Origin of the sequence: Agromyces sp. NPDC058064 (assembly GCF_042885275.1) — a bacterium.
Classification (GTDB): Bacteria; Actinomycetota; Actinomycetes; order Actinomycetales; family Microbacteriaceae; genus Agromyces.
The window spans coordinates 403689-420423 of sequence record NZ_JBHVSE010000001.1; the positions used below are offsets into that span (position 1 = coordinate 403689).

Below are 16735 nucleotides of genomic sequence, written 5' to 3' on the forward strand. Positions count from 1 at the left end.
CCCGAGCACCCTCATCGGGGCACCCCGCCGACGTTGATCTCCGCGGCGCCGCCGAACGCGTTGCCGGCCACGGAGTTCAGTCCGACCAGCTTCACGTAGCGGCCTGCCGCGGGAGCGAACTCGACGCGTTGGGGCCCGAGGTCGCCGGTGAACGACCCCGTCGCGACGGGGTCGCCCCAGCTCGTCCCGTCGGCCGAGACGAAGACCTGGTAGTCCTTCATCCGGCCGTTGACCGCGTTCTGCCGCGTCAGGTACTCGAGGCCCGTCACGTCGTAGCTCGCCCCGAGGTCGAGGGTGACGTGGTGCGGATACGGGACGGCGCCGTTGCGGTACGCCGTGTGCCAGAAGGTGTACGGGTCGCCGTCGATCGCCTTGGTGGCGGGCGTGTTCTCGGAGACCGTCTCCTCGCTCGAGACCTCGGCGATCGAGAGCTGCGTCTGGTCGATGAGGTTCGGCAGCGGCGGGATGGTGGGGACGGAGAGCGTGCCGGTCGCGCTCCCGGCGCCGTCGCCGCCCCGGTAGTCGGCGGTCGCGGTGAACACGCGGAGCGCGTAGCCGGGTCGCTTCTCGGGGACGCGGAGCTGGAAGACGGCGACCTCCTCGTCACCCGCGGCGATGCGACCGAGCTCGTCGTCGACGACGGCGACCTGCCAGCCGACGGGGCCGGTGAACGAGACGGCGACCTTGCTCATCGCCGTGTCCGAGTCGTTCGCCACCGTCACCTCGACGTCGACGATCGCGGGTCCTTCGAGGCTGATCTCGGAGATCGAGACGTCGATCTCGGCCTCCTCGGCAGGCGCCTCGCCGGCAGCCTCGGCCCTCCGCTCCGGGGCCGCCGAGGCCTCGGGTGCAGGGGCCTCCGTTTCGGGCGCCCCGGTCTCGGGTGCGTCGGTGTCGGGTGCGTCGGTGTCGGGCGCCTCCGATGCCGGGGCCTCGGTCGTTCCGGGCTCCTGCGACGGCGCCGGCGTGCTCGTCGCACCGGGCGCCGGATCGTCGGGCGTGCTGCCGAATGCGGGCTGCGCAGCGAGTGCGAGCGTCGAGGCGAGTGCGAGCGCCGCGATGGCGCCGCGGCGGACGGTCTTCATGGTCATGGCGGTTCCTCTCGTTCGGGCGTCAGACGACGGCGGGCATCGTGGTGCGGACGGAGTCGAGGCCGAGTCGGAGCTTCTTCCACTCGCCGCGGGTGAAGTCGGGCACCTCGACCGGGCGCCCGCCCTTCTCGATCGACTTCACGCTGAGCGGCACGGGTGCGCACCAGGCCGCCGAGTCGTACACGTCGATGTCGGGCACCTGGCCGGTGCGCATCTGCTGGACGATCCGCCACTGCAGGATGTAGTCCATGCCGCCGTGGCCGCCGCCGGCGGCCGGGCCCTCGAGGTCCTTCCAGAGCCAGTGGTCGTACTCGGCGCGCAGCGCGCTCGCGCCCCGCCAGGTGTCGCCGCTGTGGATCGGCTCGGCGTAGATGCGGGCGCCCGTCGCGTCGCCGCCGACGTAGTCCTCGAAGATGCCCCGGCTGCCCTCGATCGTGTTGATGCGGCTGTACGGGCGCGGCTGGCTCACGTTGTGCTCGGCCCGGATCATGCGCCCGTTCGCGGTGGAGATCATGCAGGTGACGAGGTCGCCGTTGATGTACTCCTCCTTCCACGAGCGGTGGTCGCGCGGCACGAAGCGCTCGCGGTAGTCGGCGAGGCCCCTCGGTGCGGAGGCCGTCGCCGAGAGCGTGGTGAGCCGATCGCCGCGGTTGATGTCCATCGCGGCCGCGATCGGGGCGAGACCGTGCATCGGGTAGAAGCTCGCGACGCTCTTCGTGTGCCAGATGCGCCGCCAGTCGTCGGTGTAGTAGCCGTCGTTGAAGAGCAGCGCGCGCAGGTCGTGCAGGTAGCCCCCGTGCCCGCTCGTGATGTCGCCGAAGACGCCGTCGTGCGCCATCTTCAGCATCGCGAGCTCGTTGCGGCCGTACGAGCAGTTCTCCATGAGGAACAGGTGCTTGCGGGTCTGCTCGCTCGTGTCGACGAGGTCCCAGAGCTCGTCGAGCTCGGTCGCGATCGGCAGCTCGACGCCGACGTGCGCCCCCGCCTTCAGGGCGGCCTTGCCCTGCACGTGGTGGAACTCCCACGGCGTCGCGATGTAGACGAGGTCGAGCTCCTCGGTGTCGAGCATCTTCTGGAACGAGCCGTCCGAGCCGCCGTACTCGCGGGGCCGCGGCTTGCCGGCGTTCGCGACGCGGTCGGCCGCTCGCGTCGCGCGGTCGCCCCTGATGTCGCAGACGGCGACGACCTGCGCCCCCGGCACGCTGACCCAGCTGCCGAGCATGCCCATGCCGCGGTTGCCGAGCCCGATCAGGCCGATCTTCACGGTGTCGACCTGGTTGAACGGCTCGTTCGCCATCGAGCGCGAGCCCTGCTTGCGTGCCGGCACGGCGGCCGTCGCCGCGCCCGAGCTCACGGCGGTCGCGAGTGCGACGCCGGCGAGGGCGCCGCCGAGCAGGTTCCTGCGGGTGAAGCCGGATGCCACGGATTCGAGGTCGGCGGCAGCTCCGACCTTCTCGCGCGGACTGGTGAAGAAACGCGACATTGCACTCTCCAGAGTTCGTGTGTGTGGTTGCTGAGCACACTGTCGCAGGTGAGCGATGGATGTCAAGAGTTGATTGGAAACTGACCCAATCGATCATGAAGATGCAGAAGCTCGCCGAATTCTGCCGCGCGCTCCACAGAAAACGGGCCCCACCGATCATTCGGTGAGGCCCGTTTCGTCTGCGGTCAGGCGACTTCGTACGTCAGGCAGTCCGCATCGTCCACCCCGGCGCCGATGCGCACGGAGGCCGCGGTGCACTCGAGCTTCGAGTTGTGCACGCACTCGGAACGCTGACAGGCGCCGACGTGGGTGAGCACCTTGTCGAGACCGCCCTTGCTGCTCAGCGGGATGAAGGTCGCGCACTCGGCGTCGCCGACCGATCCGGCGATCGTCACGGCGGCGGCGTGGCAGTGCGAGTGATCGTTGTAGGAGCAGCCGGACACCGAGCATTCGGCGACCGCGGGCAACTCGTCGAGCGTCATGCTCATGGTGACCTCCTGTGGTGGGTGCGACCCATCGAGACGGCCGCCCGGTATCTGGATGCTAACCCCGCAGTCAGGATCCCGCAGCAATCTCCGAACGGTTTTCCGCAGATCAGTGCGACTTTCTTCTGAGGATTGCCTTACCTTCGCAGCGCCGGGCTCGCCGTGCTCGGGGCACGTTCACGCCGGGGCGTTGTCGGGATCCACCGTCTCGATCGTGTCCTCCTCGACGGCGTTGTCGGCCTCCACGTCGTTCGGATCGTCGCCCCGGTCGGGGCCGCCCTCCGCCGGCTCCCCCTCGCGGTCGAGCCGGCCTTCCGCGTCGGGCCGGCCGGGTTCCCGGGGGCGCCTCCGGTCGTGCGTCGCGTCGCTCATCGCGCCCTCCTCGTCTCGATCGTCGGTCCTCCGAGCGTGCGTCGGACCGAGGCATCCGTCAACCGCTTGACAGCGACGGGCACGACGGGCGGCCGTGGCTCAGAACTCGAGCACGTAGCTCCGATGCGAGTGGGCGACCTCGAACCCGAGCCCCGTGTAGAGGCCGAGCGCCCCGGTCGGGTTCTCGGCGTCGACGTCGAGCGTCGCCTTCTCGAGCCCCTCGTCGCGGCAGGCCTCGAGGTGCCGGGCGAGCAGGTGCCGGGCGATGCCGCGGCCGCGCCACGGGCGCACGACGCCGACGAGCTGCACGTACGAGGAGCTGAACCCCTGGCCCGCCCAGTCCTGCTCGTTGCGCAGGGCGAGCACGAAGCCGACGACCTCGTCACGGCCGTCGACCGGCGCGATCGCGAGGAACGAGAGCCCGGGCGCGAACTGCTCGCCCCCGACGAAGCGCGTCCAGCGCTCCTCGTCGGTCGACTGGCTGCCCCAGTGGTCGACGAACGCGGCGTTGCGCGCGAGCCTGGCCGACTCGGTCCACTCGGCCGACCACGGCACGATCGCGACCTCCTCGTCGGCGGAGCCGAGGTCGACGGGCCGGGCGGCCTCGCGCTCCAGGGTGAAGAAGTGACGGCGCAGCTCGAGGCCGGCCCGTTCGAGCAGCGCATGGGCGTCGGGCGAGACCTCCTCCGCGTGCGCCATGATCCAGCCCGGCAGGGGCTTGTCGCTCGCGGCGAGCTGCTCGCGTGCCCGCGCGAGCTCCCACCCGAGCAGGCGCCGCCCGATGCCGCGGCCCCGCACCTCGGGCCGCACCGCCCCCGCGACGATCGAGCGGACCAGGGTCTCCTGCCCCGGCGGCAGGAACACGGCGCCGCTCGCGAGGATCCGGCCGTCCTCCGCCACGCCCACCAGCGTGTCGCGGCGCGGATCGACGTGCGAGAGCTCGAAGGTCTCGAGGAGCTCGTCGCGCGACTCGACCCAGTTCGGGTGGTCGACGCGCGCCACGTCGGCGTGGAACGCGAGGAGCTCGTCGAGGTCGCCCGGCACGGCCGGCCGCCAGCGGTCGACGTCGGGGTGCTCGGGCACGGTGGGCGCGGGGGCCGCGCCCACGCGCCTCGACAGCGGAAGTCGCGGATCGGCCATGCTCAGATCCTGCCATGCAGGCGCCCGATGCCGACGGCCCGGCATCCGAGGCTGGAGTTCGCGCCGCCGCGCAGGCATGATGAAGCCACGGACACGGAGGTGGGCGATGTCGACGGAGACGATGCTGTGGTCGATCCTGGGCTTGATCGGCGCGGTGGGCGGCGTGCTGCTGCTCGCCTCGCTCTGGGCGCTGATACGACGACCGCGCGGGCAGTGACCCGGGCGCCCAGACCCGCGCGGGTCAGCGGATCGCGTCGGCGATCGGCGTCGAGCCCTCGTTGAACCGGATCGTGCGGCCGACGGTCGACGGCTCCTCGAGCACGGCGGCCGCGACGGCCGCCACGTCCGCGCGGTCGACGGTCAGGCTCTCGGATGCCCCGGCGTCGATGCGGCCCGTGCCCTCGCCGTCGGTGAGCCGGCTCGGGCCGAGGATCGTCCAGTCGAGCGCCGTCGTCACGAGGTGCTCGTCGGCCGCCGCCTTCGCCTCCGCGTAGGCGTGGAACGGGTCGGCCTCGGGAACCGAGTGGTCGGGCGAGCGGAAGTACGACACCATCACGTAGCGCCGGACGCCCGCCGCCTCGGCGGCCGCCATCGAGCGCAGCGCGGCGTCGCGATCGACCGCGTACGTGCGCCGGGGATCGCCGCCGCCCGCGCCGGCCGACCAGACGACGGCGTCGTGCCCGCGCACGAGCTCGGCGAAGCCGTCGGCGTCGAGCGTCTCGATGTCGGCGACGACCGGGTTCGCTCCGGTCGCGGCGACCTCGGCCGCGTGGTCGGGGTTGCGGATCACGGCGTCGACCTCGTCGCCGCGCGCCGCGAGCAGGCGGGAGAGGCGCAGTGCGACCTTCCCGTGACCTCCGATGAGTACGATGCGTGCCATGCGGAACTCCTTCGCTTCTCGGGTTCAACGCTACCCGGCGTCGTCGCGCGCGACGGGGTGGGCGACATGCCGGTGACGAGCGCGGGCATCCTGCTGTACCGCGCGCCGGCGGCGGACGAATCGGCCGGCACCGTGCTCGAGGTCTTCATCGCGCACATGGGCGGCCCCTACTGGGAGCGGCGGCACGAGGGCGCCTGGACGGTGCCGAAGGGCGAGTACCTCCCCGCGACCGAGCACCCCCTGCTCGCGGCGCGGCGCGAGTTCGGCGAGGAGATCGGCGTCGCCGCACCCGACCTCGAGTACGACGACCTCGGCGAGTTCCGCTCCTCGACCGGCAAGCTCACCCGCGTCTACGCGGCCGAGGCGCCCGAGTTCGAGGTCGGCCGGGTGGAGAGCAACCTCTTCGAGCTCGAGTGGCCTCCGCGCTCGGGGCGCCTGCGATCGTTCCCCGAGGTCGACGACGCCCGCTGGGTGCCGATCGACGAGGCGCGCTCCCTCGTCACGAAGGGCCAGCGGCAGGTGCTCGATGCGCTGGAGGCGCGGATCGCCGAGTCCCCCGACCCGTCGGCCGTGTAGGCCGGCCGCGCCGCTCGCCGACGAGCGCGGCGCTACCCGCCCGTCGAGCGCAGCTCGTCGCACCACGCCGGCACCACGACGCTCGCGGGGCCGTGCCGCACCTCGTCGAAGAGCGGCGTGATCTCGCTCGCAGCGAGGTTCAGCTCGACCGTGCGGGCGCCGTACTCGGCCGCGGTGACGACGAATCCGGCCGCCGGGTACACGGCGCCCGAGGTGCCGATCGCGGCGAACACCTCGCACGACGCGAGCGCGGACTCGATCTCGTCGAGCCCGTACGGCATCTCGCCGAACCAGACGACGTCGGGGCGCAGCATCCGCTCGCCGCACGCCGGGCACGCCGGGCGATCGACGAGGTCGCCGGGCACCGGCGAACGCTCGGCGCAGGCGAGGCACAGGGCGAGCGCGAGCTCGCCGTGCATGTGCAGCACGCGCCGGGAGCCCGCCCGCTCGTGCAGCGCGTCGATGTTCTGGGTGACGACGAGGAGGTCGTCGCCGAGCTCCAGCTCGAGCCGCGCGAGCGCCTCGTGGGCGGGGTTCGGCTCGGCGAGCGAGACGGCGTGGCGGCGCGCGTCGTAGAAGCGCTGCACCGTGTCGGGGTCGCGGTCGAAGGCCTCGGGGGTCGCGACGTCCTCGACGCGATGCCCCTCCCACAGTCCGCCGGCGTCGCGGAACGTCGGCACCCCGCTCTCTGCCGAGATGCCGGCCCCGGTCAGCACGACGACCCGCATGCCTCCATGAGACCACGTCGCGGCGGCTGTCGGAATCGCGCGCGATCTTGCAGGATGGCCCTATGGGGGGCGATGCGCTCATCGACGAGGCGGCGGCGCTGTACGCGCTGCGCCCCGAGGAGTTCACCGCGGCCCGGAACGGCCGCGGCCGCGAACTGCGCGACGACGACCGCGAACTGGCCGATGCCGTGCTCGCACTGCGCCGCCCCGCGCCGGCGGCCTGGCTCGTGAACCAGCTCGTGCGCCACCGCGGCGACGAGCTCGACCAGCTGCTCGGGCTCGGGGAAGAGCTGCGCGCCGCGCAGGCCGAGCTCGACGCCCCGGCGATGGCCCGCCTCGCCAAGCAGCGCCGCGCGCTCGTCGCGGCGCTCGCGCGCGACGCCGGGGCACTGGCCGAGGAGCTCGACGCCCCGGTGCGCCAGCCGGTGCTCGACGAGATCGCCCAGACGCTCAACGCCGGCATGGTGGATGCCTCCGCCGCCGACGCGGTGCGCAGCGGGCGCCTCGTGCGCGGCCTCGAGGCGGTCGGCCTCGAGGTCGACCTCGACGGCGCGGTCGCGGGCGGCCCGAGCGGCCCGGGCGGCGCCGCGGCGCCGACGCGTTCGGCACGCCCGAAGGCGAGCCGTCGGGGCGGCGGATCGGCCGACGACGGCGCGGAGCGCGAACGCGAGCGCGAGCGCGCGGAGCAGGCGGAGCGCGAGCGCGCGGAACGGGAACGGGAGGCGGAGGCGGCCGACGCGCGTGCGGCCGAGGCATCCGATGCCCTCGACGCCCTCGAACGCGAACTCGCGGCGCTCGCCGACCGGATCGCCGCCGACACCGCGCGACGCGAGGAGCTCGACGCCGAGCTGCGCGAGGTCGAGGACCGGCTCGGCGAGCACGGCAGGGAGTCGCGGCGGCTCGGGCGCGAGCGCGACCGGGCGGCGAGGGTCGCCGAGTCGGCGCGTGACGAGGCGGCCGCGGCCCGCGAGGCGCTCGGCTAGCCTGTCGGCATGCCCGACTCCCGTGACGACGCCACCGCCCTCCGCCCCGAGACCGTCGCCGTGGTGGCCGGGCGCCCGGCGCACGCGTCCGACGCTCCGATGAACGTGCCCGTGCACCTCACCTCGACGTACGTGGCGGGCGGTGAGGTCGCGTACGGACGGTACGGCAACCCGAGCTGGACGGCCTTCGAGGACGTGCTCGGGGCGCTCGAAGGCGGTCGGTGCGTGAGCTTCGCCTCGGGCATGGCGGCCATCTCGGCCGTGCTCGACCTCGTCGGGCCCGGCGGCCTCGTCGTCGCGCCCAGGCACTCGTACACCGGCACGGTCGCACTGCTCGAGGAGCGGGCCGCGCAGGGCCGGCTGCAGGTGCGCTTCGTCGACATCGCCGACACCGCCGCCGTCGCCGCCGCGTGCGCCGGCGCCGAGCTGGTCTGGTTCGAGACGCCGACGAATCCCGCGCTCGAGCTCGCCGACATCGCCGCGATCTCGGCCGCCGCCCACGAGCACGGTGCGCTCGTCGCCGTCGACAACACCTTCGCGACGCCCCTGCTGCAGCGCCCGCTCGAGCTCGGCGCCGACCTCGTCGTGCACTCGGCGACGAAGTACCTCTCGGGGCACAGCGACGTCGTGATGGGGGCCGCGATCGCCTCGAGCGACGAGCACGCCGCCGCCCTCGTGCAGCGACGCAGCATGGCAGGCGCGATCCCGGCGCCGCTCGAGGCGTTCCTCGCGCTGCGCGGGATGCGCACGCTGTCGGTCCGGCTCGACCGGGCGCAGGCCAATGCGCAGGAGCTCGTGCGCCGTCTCGACGGGCACGCCGCCCTCGAGGAGGTGCGCTACCCGGGGTTCGGCGCGATCGTGTCGATCGTCGTGCGCGGCGGCGCCGCACCGGCCGACGAGCTCGCCGCCCGCACCCGGCTCTGGGTGCACGCGACGAGCCTCGGCGGGGTCGAGTCCACGCTCGAGCGCCGCCGGCGCTGGCCCGCCGAGCAGCCGACGATCCCCGAGGGCCTCGTGCGGCTGTCGGTCGGCATCGAGCAGGTCGACGACCTCTGGCACGATCTCGGCGGCGCCCTCGACTCGATCGCCTGATCGGCGTCAGCCGGCTCGCGCGAGGAGCCAGTCCATGGCGTCGGGCACGGTGTCGAGCACCGAGACGTGCCCGTCGTCGAGGCGCATCCAGAGCGAGGCCTTCGGCAGCTGCGCGAGCATCCACGACGCGTGCCGCCGGGGCACCACGCGGTCGCCCTCGCCCTGCACGAGCAGCACGGGGGCGGCGACCTCGGCGAGCGCGAAACCCCACGGACTCGCGAAGGCGACGTCGTCGTCGATGAGCCCCTCGGGGCCCTGCGCCCCGGCGCGGCTCGCATCGGCGCCGAGCGACGCCCATCGCCCCTCGAGCGCCGCGACGTCGACCGGCAGGAACTGCTCGGGGTCGAACTCATCGGTCTCAGTGAAACGCGCCCGCGCCTCGCGGCCCCGGCGTGCCGCCCGGAGGCCTCCGGGCGCCTGCATGCCCGCGTACCAGTCGAACGCCTCGGTGTACGGCGCGATCCCGGCGAGCACGGCGACGCCGGTCACCCGGTCTGGGTGACGGGCCGCCCCCGCGAGCGCGTGCGGGCCGCCGCCCGAGGCACCCATCGAGGCGAACCGCCCGATGCCGAGCGCGTCGGCGATCGCGATGACGTCGTCGGCCGCCGAGGCGACGTCGCGCCCGGGGTTCGGCGTCGAGCCGCCGTAGCCCGGCCGGGCGTACGAGACGAGCCGGATACCCCGCGCCGCCGCCGCGGCGGCGACCGGGTCGAGCGGGGCGCCGGTCTGCGGCGACCCGTGGTGCCAGACGAGCGCGAGCGACGCCGAGGCGTCCTCGCCGGAGTCGTGGGCGCGCAGCACGCGTCCGTCGGCGAGCCGCACCTCGCGGGTGATCGACATGCGGGCCTCCTTCGTGACGCCGGCGGACGGCCGGCTGGTTCAGCCTAGGCTGGGCGGGTGATCGAGGGCTTCCTGCTGGGCGTGCGGATGCTGCTGCGCGGCTTCGCGTTCTGGGCGAAGCGCCCTCGGGTGATGCTGCTCGGGCTCATCCCGGCCGCGATCGTGTTCCTCCTCGTCGTCGCCGCCCTCGTCGGGCTCGGCTTCTCGCTGCCGTCGCTCACCGACTGGCTCACGCCGTTCGCCGACGACTGGGTCGAGCCCTGGCCCGGTCTCGTGCGCGGCGCGCTCGGCGCGGTGATCCTCGCAGCGGCGGTCGTGCTCGCGGCCGTCACCTTCACCGCGGTGACGCTCACGGTCGGCGACCCGTTCTACGAGGCGATCTGGCGCGCCGTCGAGACCGAGCTCGGCGGCGAAGTGCCCGAGCACGGCCCGGGGTTCTGGCGCGCGGTCGGCGACTCGCTCGGCCTCATCGGCATGGGCGCGCTCATCGCGATCGGCGTCGGCCTCGTCGGGCTCGTCCCCCTGGTCGGCGCGGTCGTCGGTCCAGTGCTCGGCGTGGTGCTGTCGGGGCGGCTGCTCGCCGCCGAGCTCGTCTCGCGGGCGTTCGCGGCCCGCGGGCTGCGCGGCGACGATCGGCGACGGATGCTCAGGGGCCGGCGCTCTTCGATCTTCGGCTTCGGCGTCGCGACGCAGCTCTGCTTCATGGTGCCGCTCGGCGCGGTGATCGCGATGCCCGCGGCGGTGGCCGGCTCGACGATGCTCGCCCGCTCAGCGATCGACGCTGCTGCTGCTGCTGCTGCCGCTGCTTCTGCAGGAGATTAGGCCCCATCCCCTGCTCTGGGCCCGGCTCAGTGCACATCTCCTGCAGAAGCAGCGGGCGCGCGGCCCTCGAAGAGCAGGATGGGCACGGGCCCGAACGGCATCGACCTCGCGCGCACCCGGCACACCTCGGTGCCCGTGAACCCCGCCGCGAGGAGGGCCGCCTCGGTCTCGCGATCCCAGTGGCATCCGTGGCACCACCGCTTCGACATCGGGGTCGCGACCCGCTGCACCGCGCGCTTGAGCGTGCCCGGGGGCGCGGCGACGTGGTCGACGAAGACGACCCGCCCGCCCGGGACGAGCACGCGACGCACCTCGGCGAGCGCGGCGGCCTGATCGGTCACCGAGCAGAGCACGAAGGTGCCGACGACCGCGTCGACGGAGTGGTCGGGCAGCGGGATGCGTTCGGCGACCGCGTCGAGCGGCTCGGCCGGGTGGCCCCACTCGCGCCCGCGTGTGGCGAGCTCGGCGCGCCGCCGCGCGTCGGGTTCGAGGCCGATCCATTCGACCCCGAGCTCGAAGGCGCCGAAGTTCTCGCCCTCGCCCGCGCCGATCTCGAGCACCCGGCCGCGCACGCGCCCGAGCAGCTCGCGGCCGAGCTCGTCGACCGCGTCCTGGCTGATCAGTTCGCCGGGTGCCACCCCGGCACGCTACCGCGGCCCGTCCCCGCTGTCACCCCGCGTCGCCGCCTCGCCGCCTCGCCGCCCCGTTGCTTCTGCAGGAGATTGGTCGGCATGGTCGGCTGACAGCCCGGCTCAGCGCAATTCTCCTGCAGAAGCAGGGGGATGCCTCGGCGCGGCCGTCAGCGGTCGAGGCCGACGGTGCGCGTGGCGGCGGCGATGAACGCCGGGCGCACGCGCTCCCAGCCGTCGAGGTAGCCGCCGACCATGGCCGCGTCGCGGAGCAGCACGAGCTGCGCCGCGGCCTGCTCGGGCGCCTCGACCTCTGCGGCGGCGAGCACCGTCTCGAGCTCCGAGCGGAACCACTCGCGGTGCTCGCCGACGGTGCGGCGCACGCCGCTGTCGGGGTCGGGGTACTCGGCTGCGGCGTTGATGAAGGGGCAGCCGCGCGTGTGGTTGCGGGCGACGTCGTCGGCGAGGCCCTCGATGACGAGCCCCACGAGTTGCCGCGGCTCGGCGCCCGACGCCTCGGCCGCGTCGAACGCCCCGCGGATGTTCGCGTCCTCCACGCCGAGGTACGCCTCGACGAGGTCCTCCTTGCTCGGGAAGTGCCGGTAGAAGGTCGCGCGGGTGACGCCGGCCTCGGCGATGATGCGGTCCACCCCGACGGCGTGGATGCCCTCGCGGTAGAAGAGCTCCGTCGCCGTCCGGAGCAGCCGTTCGCGCGCCGCGGAGGCGCCGGTGGGAGTCGTTCGTGCAGCCATACCGAAAATGATAGAACGATCTTTCTCTTTTTGCTTGACATCCGTTCCGCCGTGGGCATACAGTCTCGGAATAGAAAGAGATAGAACGATCGTTCTGCTTCACGGATCACGAAGCGGTCATCCCGATCGCACCACCAGAAGGAGCAGGAATCATGAACACCACCGGCGCGAACAACAGCAAGGCCACCATCGTCCTCGTCCACGGCCTCTGGATGACCCCGAAGAGCTGGGACACCTGGGCCGAGTACTTCCGGGCCCGCGGCCACGAGGTGATCGTCCCCGGCTGGCCCGGCATCGACGACCGCGACGTCGCCGACATCCGCTCGAACCCCGAGTCGCTCAAGGGCGTCGGCCTGAAGCAGATCGCCGACCACTACGAGCGCATCATCCGCTCGCTCCCCGAGAAGCCGATCATCATGGGCCACTCCTTCGGCGGCGTGATCACCCAGATGCTCGCCGACCGCGGGCTCGGTGCCGCCTACGTCGGCGTCGAGCCGGGGCAGACCGCCGGCATCACGACCCTGCCGCCGTCGACCCTTCGCACCGGCTTCCCCATCCTCGCCAACCCGTTCGACAAGAACGGCGCCAAGCCCCTCTCGAAGGCGCACTTCCACTTCACCTTCGGCAACGACCTCGGCCGCGAGGCATCCGACCGCCTGTGGGAGGAGTTCGCGGTGAACTCGTACAACCGGGTGTTCTTCGAGGGCGTCGCCTCGACGATCAACGAGAAGGGCGGCGTCACCCACGTCGACTACGCCCGCGCCGATCGCGCGCCGCTGCTCGTCATCACGGGCGAGATCGACCACGTCGTGCCGCCGGCCATCGGCCGGGCGATCGTGAAGAAGTACACCTCGACCGGCAGCCCGGCGATCGTCGAGCTCCGCGAGTTCGCGGGTCGCACGCACCGCATCGTCAGCCAGGACGGCTGGGAGGAGGTCGCCGAGTACGCGCTCGACTGGGCGACCGAGCACGCGCAGGCGACGCAGGCCGCCTGAGGCCGCTCGCACGACGCGCGGAAGGCGCGGACCCCCAGGGGTCCGCGCCTTCGCCGCGTCCGACCCGGTCCAGGTCGTGGCAGCGGTTTCAGACCGCCCGGCGCAACCCGGCGAAGAACGCGCGGATGTCGCCGATCACGAGCTCGGGCACCTCGAGCGCCGCGAAGTGGCCGCCGCGGTCGAAGCGGCTCCAGTGCACGATGTTCGAGTTGTCGCGCTCGGCGAACACCCTGATGGTCTGGAAGTCGTCGGCGAAGACGGCGACCCCCGTCGGTGCCGCATTCACGGCGGGCTCCTCCCCCGCTGCCGCCGCCGCGGCGGCGGCGCGCGCGTCCTCGAGGTACATGCGGCTCATGCCCGAGGCGGCGTTCGCGAACCAGTTGACGCTCACCTCGGTGAGGATCGTGTCGAGCGGCACGAGCGAGGTGCCGTTGCCGAACGAGTTGTAGAGCTCGCTGTAGGCGAGGAGGCCCACGGGCGAGTCGCTGAGCCCCACGGCGACGGTCTGCGGCCGGCTCGCGTTCATCGCGTTGTAGCCGCCGACCGACTGGAACCACTGCATGTGCTCGAGGCCGGCGTAGTCCTGCGGTTCGAGCCGCTCGAACTCGGCGGGGTCGCCCGACGGGAACGAGAAGAGCTGGAGGACGTGGAGCCCCAGGAGGCCCTCGGGATTCAGCAGCCCGAGCTCGCGCGCGACGAGCGCGCCGTTGTCGGAGCCGTGGATGCCGTACTCGGTGTACCCGAGACGGCGCATGAGCTCGTCGTACGCGCGGGCGACACGGGCGGTGGTCCAGCCCGACCCGGCGAGGGGGTTCGAGAATCCGAAGCCCGGGGCATCCGGGACGACGACGTCGAACGCGTCCTCGGCGCGGCCGCCGTGCGCGACCGGGTCGGTGAGCGGGCCGATGAGGTCGAGGTAGTCGACGGAGGACCCGGGGTAGGCGTGCGCGAGCACGAGGGGCGTCGCGCCCGGGTGCGGCGAGCGCACGTGGATGAAGTGGATCGGCTGGCCGTCGACCTCGGTGACGAAGTGCGGCACCTCGTTGATGCGCGCCTCCACGGCACGCCAGTCGTAGCCGTCGCGCCAGCGCTCGACGGCGTCGCGGAGGTAGCTGTTCGGGGTGCCGGCGTCCCAGTCGTCGACGGGCGACGGCTGCGGCAGGCGGGTGCGCGCCAGTCGGTCCATCAGGTCGTCGAGCTCGGCCTGGGCGACCTCGACGCGGAAGGGGCGGATCTCGGTGGAAGCGGTGGTGGTGTTCATGTCTCCGACGGTACGGTCGATAGAGGAACAGTTCGTTCCTAATGGAAGAGGAGACTCGAAACATGTCCGAGACCGCCTCCCGACTCCTCGCCGTGCTCTCGCTCCTGCAGTCCCGACCCGATTGGACGGGCGGCGAGCTCTCCGCGCGCCTCGGCGTCACCACCCGCACCGTCCGCAACGACATCGATCGCCTGCGCGAGCTCGGCTACCCCGTCGACGCGACCCGGGGCACCGCGGGCGGCTACCGCCTCGGCGCCGGCGGCAAGCTGCCGCCCCTGCTCCTCGACGACGAGGAGGCGATCGCGGTCGCGGTCGGGCTACGGGCGGCGACGGGCATCGCCGGCATCGAGGAGTCGAGCGGGCGCGCGCTCGCGAAGCTCGAACAGGTGCTGCCCTCGCGGCTCCGGCCGACCGTCGAGGCGCTGCACGGCACCGTCGACCGGGCGCCCGAGAACACCGGCACCGACGCGCCCGACCCCGAGGTCGATCCGGCGGTGCTGCAGGCCGTGGCATCGGCGATCCGCGACGTCGAGTGGCTGCGGTTCGACTTCAGGGGTGAGCCCGTGCTCGTCGAACCGTACCGGCTGCTGAGCTGGCAGCGCCGCTGGTACCTCGTCGCACGCGACCCCCGCCGCGACGAGTGGGGCACCTACCGGGTCGACTGGATCGAGCCGCGCATGCCCACCCGGCGGCGGTTCGACCCCGAGCCGATCCCCGGCGGCGACGCGACGGCGTTCGCCATGCGCGCGATCGCCGCGACCGGCTGGATCGTGCACGCCCGGCTGCGCATCGCCGCGCCCGCGGGCGCCGTGCTCGACCGCATCAACCCCGCGGTCGGCGTCGTCGAGCCCGTCGACGACGAGACCTCGGTGCTCGTGACCGGTGCCGATTCGCTCGACACGATCGCGGCCTACATCGGCATGCTCGGCATGGACTTCACCGTCGAGTCGCCGATCGAGCTGCGGTCGGTCCTGCGCACGTACTCCGAGCGGTACGCCAGGGCCGCGGAGGGGTGAGGGCTCGGGCTTCGGGGGGTGAGCCCTTCAGCCGAGCCCGACCCGGTCGGGCACCGCGGCCGCCACCCCGGGCAGCCACGCGTCGACCTCGGGCCAGGCGCGCGCGGCGGGCAGGCGGCGCAGCAGTTGGGCGAGCGAGGCGTCGGCGGCCGGCCACGGGATGACCCGGCTCGGCGATGCGCTCGCGAGCACGCCGAGCCACCAGTGCTTCCAGGTGACCGGCAGGGTCTCGGGGTGGATGACGACGTAGTAGTCGGGCACCGTCAGGTCGTGCCGACCGGCCGCCTCGAGCGCCCTCGCGATCTCGAGCTCGAGCACGCCGTACGTCGAGAGGTCGTCGAAGAACTCGACCCACGCGGCGGCGACGTGCGACAGCGGGTCGTGGTCGTGCACGACGTAGGGCGCCGCGCCGGCGGCCGACCACCTGGCGACGTCGGCATCGCTGGCGTCGGGCAGCGTCGCCGCTCGCACGTTCGCGAACCGCTCGAGCGCATGGATGGCGTTCGTCGCCTCGTCCCCGACGACGACCAGTGTGGTGCTGGCCGGAGCCTCCATTTCCGCAGTCTACGCGCCGCGGACCGACCGGGTCAGTGGGCGCGCCAGTAGCCGCAGAAGGTCACGTTGCGCTTGGGCACGCCGCGTTCGTTGACGAGGAACCGGCGCGCGCCCGTCGCGAGCTTCGACTCCCCCGCGGCGAAGGCGTAGACCGGGCCCTCGGGGATCCGCAGCTCGTGCAGGTGGTCGAGCGCGGCGCGACCGGCGGGCTGCTCGGGCCGGCGCACGAGCCAGTGCACGTCGACGCCGTCGGGCGCGTCGACGTGCTGCCGGTCGGCGAGGTCGGGCAGCTCGATGATCGCCTGTCCGCGCGCGTCGCGAGGGAGGTCGCGGAGGATGCCGAGCACCGCGGGCATCGCGCTCTCGTCGCCGACGAGCAGCGTGTGGTCGGCCTCGACGGGGCGGTAGCCGCAGCCCTGGTCGATGAGGGCGACGGATGCCCCGAGCGGCAGGCCGCTCGCCCACGGTCCCGCGACGCCGTGGTCGCCGTGCACGACGAAGTCGATGTCGAGCTCGAGCGCGTCGGGGCGGAACTCGCGGACCGTGTAGTTGCGGATCACCGGGCGGGTGGCCTTCGGAAGCGTGAGGTAGCGCAGGTAGCCCGCCATGTCGTAGGTGTCGGCGAGGTTGTCGAAGCGCGTGTCGCCCGCGGTCGGCACCGCGAGACGGAACCACTGGTCGAAGCCGAGGTGCCGCCAGCCGGCGAGCTCGTCGCCGGCGACGGTCAGGCGCACGAAGTGCGGGGAGATGCGGACGGCGCCGGAGACCTCCACCTCGACGACGCCGCTCGGCGCGTGGGTGACCGCGATGTTGCTGATCGCCATGGGACTCCTCGATTGCGGGGCGAGTTAGGTAATGCTTACCTTACATACTCGACGGGCGCCTGGACACCCCGCGTCTCAGCGCTCGCGACCGAGGTTCGACGCGACCGACGTTCGAAAGGAATCCTGAGAATCCGAGCGAAGTCGCATCATGATCCGGCGCTCCCCGCATCTCTTGATCGAGTGAATCTGTCGCGACCCACGACATCCACTC

Annotated in this window: 19 protein-coding genes; 6 read left to right on the forward strand and 13 right to left on the reverse strand. The window is 73.0% G+C overall.

The window, feature by feature from the left end:
- Positions 1-11: 11 nt before the first annotated feature.
- The 6 genes from ACFVSL_RS01845 to ACFVSL_RS01870 form a co-directional block, all read right to left on the reverse strand.
- A complete protein-coding gene (locus tag ACFVSL_RS01845; protein ID WP_386937974.1) occupies positions 12-1091 on the reverse strand; it encodes a discoidin domain-containing protein in 1080 nt (359 codons plus the stop codon).
- Between the two features lie 22 nt (positions 1092-1113).
- Positions 1114-2574, reverse strand: coding sequence for a Gfo/Idh/MocA family protein (locus tag ACFVSL_RS01850; protein ID WP_386937975.1), 1461 nt, complete (start codon positions 2572-2574; stop codon positions 1114-1116).
- A 185-nt stretch (positions 2575-2759) separates the two neighbouring features.
- Positions 2760-3062 (reverse strand): DUF1540 domain-containing protein, encoded by a 303-nt coding sequence (locus ACFVSL_RS01855; protein ID WP_386937977.1) that lies wholly within the window; start codon positions 3060-3062, stop codon positions 2760-2762.
- A 174-nt stretch (positions 3063-3236) separates the two neighbouring features.
- Positions 3237-3431 carry a hypothetical protein gene (locus tag ACFVSL_RS01860; protein WP_386937979.1) on the reverse strand — a complete coding sequence of 65 codons (195 nt, stop codon included), beginning with the start codon at positions 3429-3431 and terminating at the stop codon, positions 3237-3239.
- Positions 3432-3530: 99 nt separating this feature from the next.
- The gene (locus ACFVSL_RS01865; RefSeq protein WP_386937981.1) at positions 3531-4571 is read right to left on the reverse strand and encodes a GNAT family N-acetyltransferase; all 1041 of its coding nucleotides are present in this window, start codon (positions 4569-4571) and stop codon (positions 3531-3533) included.
- 241 nt (positions 4572-4812) lie between these two features.
- Complete coding sequence (locus ACFVSL_RS01870) at positions 4813-5451, reverse strand: NAD(P)H-binding protein (protein WP_386937983.1); 639 nt, start codon at positions 5449-5451, stop codon at positions 4813-4815.
- Positions 5452-5517: 66 nt separating this feature from the next.
- On the opposite strand from ACFVSL_RS01870, the gene ACFVSL_RS01875 reads away from it, so the two are divergent.
- Entirely contained in the window at positions 5518-6027 is a 510-nt protein-coding gene (locus tag ACFVSL_RS01875) for an NUDIX domain-containing protein (RefSeq protein ID WP_386937984.1), read from the forward strand.
- Between the two features lie 32 nt (positions 6028-6059).
- Here ACFVSL_RS01875 and ACFVSL_RS01880 read toward each other — a convergent pair whose 3' ends face one another.
- Positions 6060-6755 carry an NAD-dependent deacylase gene (locus tag ACFVSL_RS01880; RefSeq protein ID WP_386937986.1) on the reverse strand — a complete coding sequence of 232 codons (696 nt, stop codon included), beginning with the start codon at positions 6753-6755 and terminating at the stop codon, positions 6060-6062.
- Positions 6756-6817: 62 nt separating this feature from the next.
- On the opposite strand from ACFVSL_RS01880, the gene ACFVSL_RS01885 reads away from it, so the two are divergent.
- Complete coding sequence (locus ACFVSL_RS01885) at positions 6818-7738, forward strand: transposase (RefSeq protein ID WP_386937988.1); 921 nt, start codon at positions 6818-6820, stop codon at positions 7736-7738.
- A 9-nt stretch (positions 7739-7747) separates the two neighbouring features.
- On the forward strand, positions 7748-8830 hold the full coding sequence (locus tag ACFVSL_RS01890) for a trans-sulfuration enzyme family protein (RefSeq protein WP_386937989.1): 1083 nt from the start codon (positions 7748-7750) through the stop codon (positions 8828-8830).
- Positions 8831-8836: 6 nt separating this feature from the next.
- Here ACFVSL_RS01890 and ACFVSL_RS01895 read toward each other — a convergent pair whose 3' ends face one another.
- Positions 8837-9670: an alpha/beta fold hydrolase gene (locus tag ACFVSL_RS01895; protein ID WP_386937990.1), complete on the reverse strand. Its 834-nt coding sequence runs from the start codon at positions 9668-9670 to the stop codon at positions 8837-8839.
- A 57-nt stretch (positions 9671-9727) separates the two neighbouring features.
- Between ACFVSL_RS01895 and ACFVSL_RS01900 the strand changes: the two genes are divergently transcribed.
- Positions 9728-10492, forward strand: a complete 765-nt coding sequence (locus ACFVSL_RS01900; RefSeq protein ID WP_386937992.1) for an EI24 domain-containing protein — start codon at positions 9728-9730, stop codon at positions 10490-10492.
- Positions 10493-10518: 26 nt separating this feature from the next.
- Here the strand turns inward: ACFVSL_RS01900 and ACFVSL_RS01905 are convergent, their stop codons facing one another.
- Together ACFVSL_RS01905 and ACFVSL_RS01910 are read right to left on the reverse strand one after the other, a co-directional pair.
- On the reverse strand, positions 10519-11130 hold the full coding sequence (locus ACFVSL_RS01905) for a class I SAM-dependent methyltransferase (RefSeq protein ID WP_386937993.1): 612 nt from the start codon (positions 11128-11130) through the stop codon (positions 10519-10521).
- Between the two features lie 161 nt (positions 11131-11291).
- A complete protein-coding gene (locus tag ACFVSL_RS01910; protein ID WP_386937995.1) occupies positions 11292-11873 on the reverse strand; it encodes a TetR/AcrR family transcriptional regulator in 582 nt (193 codons plus the stop codon).
- Between the two features lie 152 nt (positions 11874-12025).
- Here ACFVSL_RS01910 and ACFVSL_RS01915 point away from each other — a divergent pair, with 152 nt between their 5' ends.
- The gene (locus tag ACFVSL_RS01915) at positions 12026-12868 is read left to right on the forward strand and encodes an alpha/beta hydrolase (protein ID WP_386937997.1); all 843 of its coding nucleotides are present in this window, start codon (positions 12026-12028) and stop codon (positions 12866-12868) included.
- Positions 12869-12956: 88 nt separating this feature from the next.
- Here ACFVSL_RS01915 and ACFVSL_RS01920 read toward each other — a convergent pair whose 3' ends face one another.
- Positions 12957-14129: an epoxide hydrolase family protein gene (locus ACFVSL_RS01920; RefSeq protein ID WP_386937999.1), complete on the reverse strand. Its 1173-nt coding sequence runs from the start codon at positions 14127-14129 to the stop codon at positions 12957-12959.
- Positions 14130-14191: 62 nt separating this feature from the next.
- Between ACFVSL_RS01920 and ACFVSL_RS01925 the strand changes: the two genes are divergently transcribed.
- The gene (locus tag ACFVSL_RS01925) at positions 14192-15145 is read left to right on the forward strand and encodes a helix-turn-helix transcriptional regulator (protein WP_386938001.1); all 954 of its coding nucleotides are present in this window, start codon (positions 14192-14194) and stop codon (positions 15143-15145) included.
- A 27-nt stretch (positions 15146-15172) separates the two neighbouring features.
- Here ACFVSL_RS01925 and ACFVSL_RS01930 read toward each other — a convergent pair whose 3' ends face one another.
- Positions 15173-15700 carry a hypothetical protein gene (locus ACFVSL_RS01930; RefSeq protein ID WP_386938002.1) on the reverse strand — a complete coding sequence of 176 codons (528 nt, stop codon included), beginning with the start codon at positions 15698-15700 and terminating at the stop codon, positions 15173-15175.
- Between the two features lie 32 nt (positions 15701-15732).
- Entirely contained in the window at positions 15733-16524 is a 792-nt protein-coding gene (locus ACFVSL_RS01935) for a siderophore-interacting protein (RefSeq protein WP_386938004.1), read from the reverse strand.
- Positions 16525-16735: the final 211 nt, after the last annotated feature.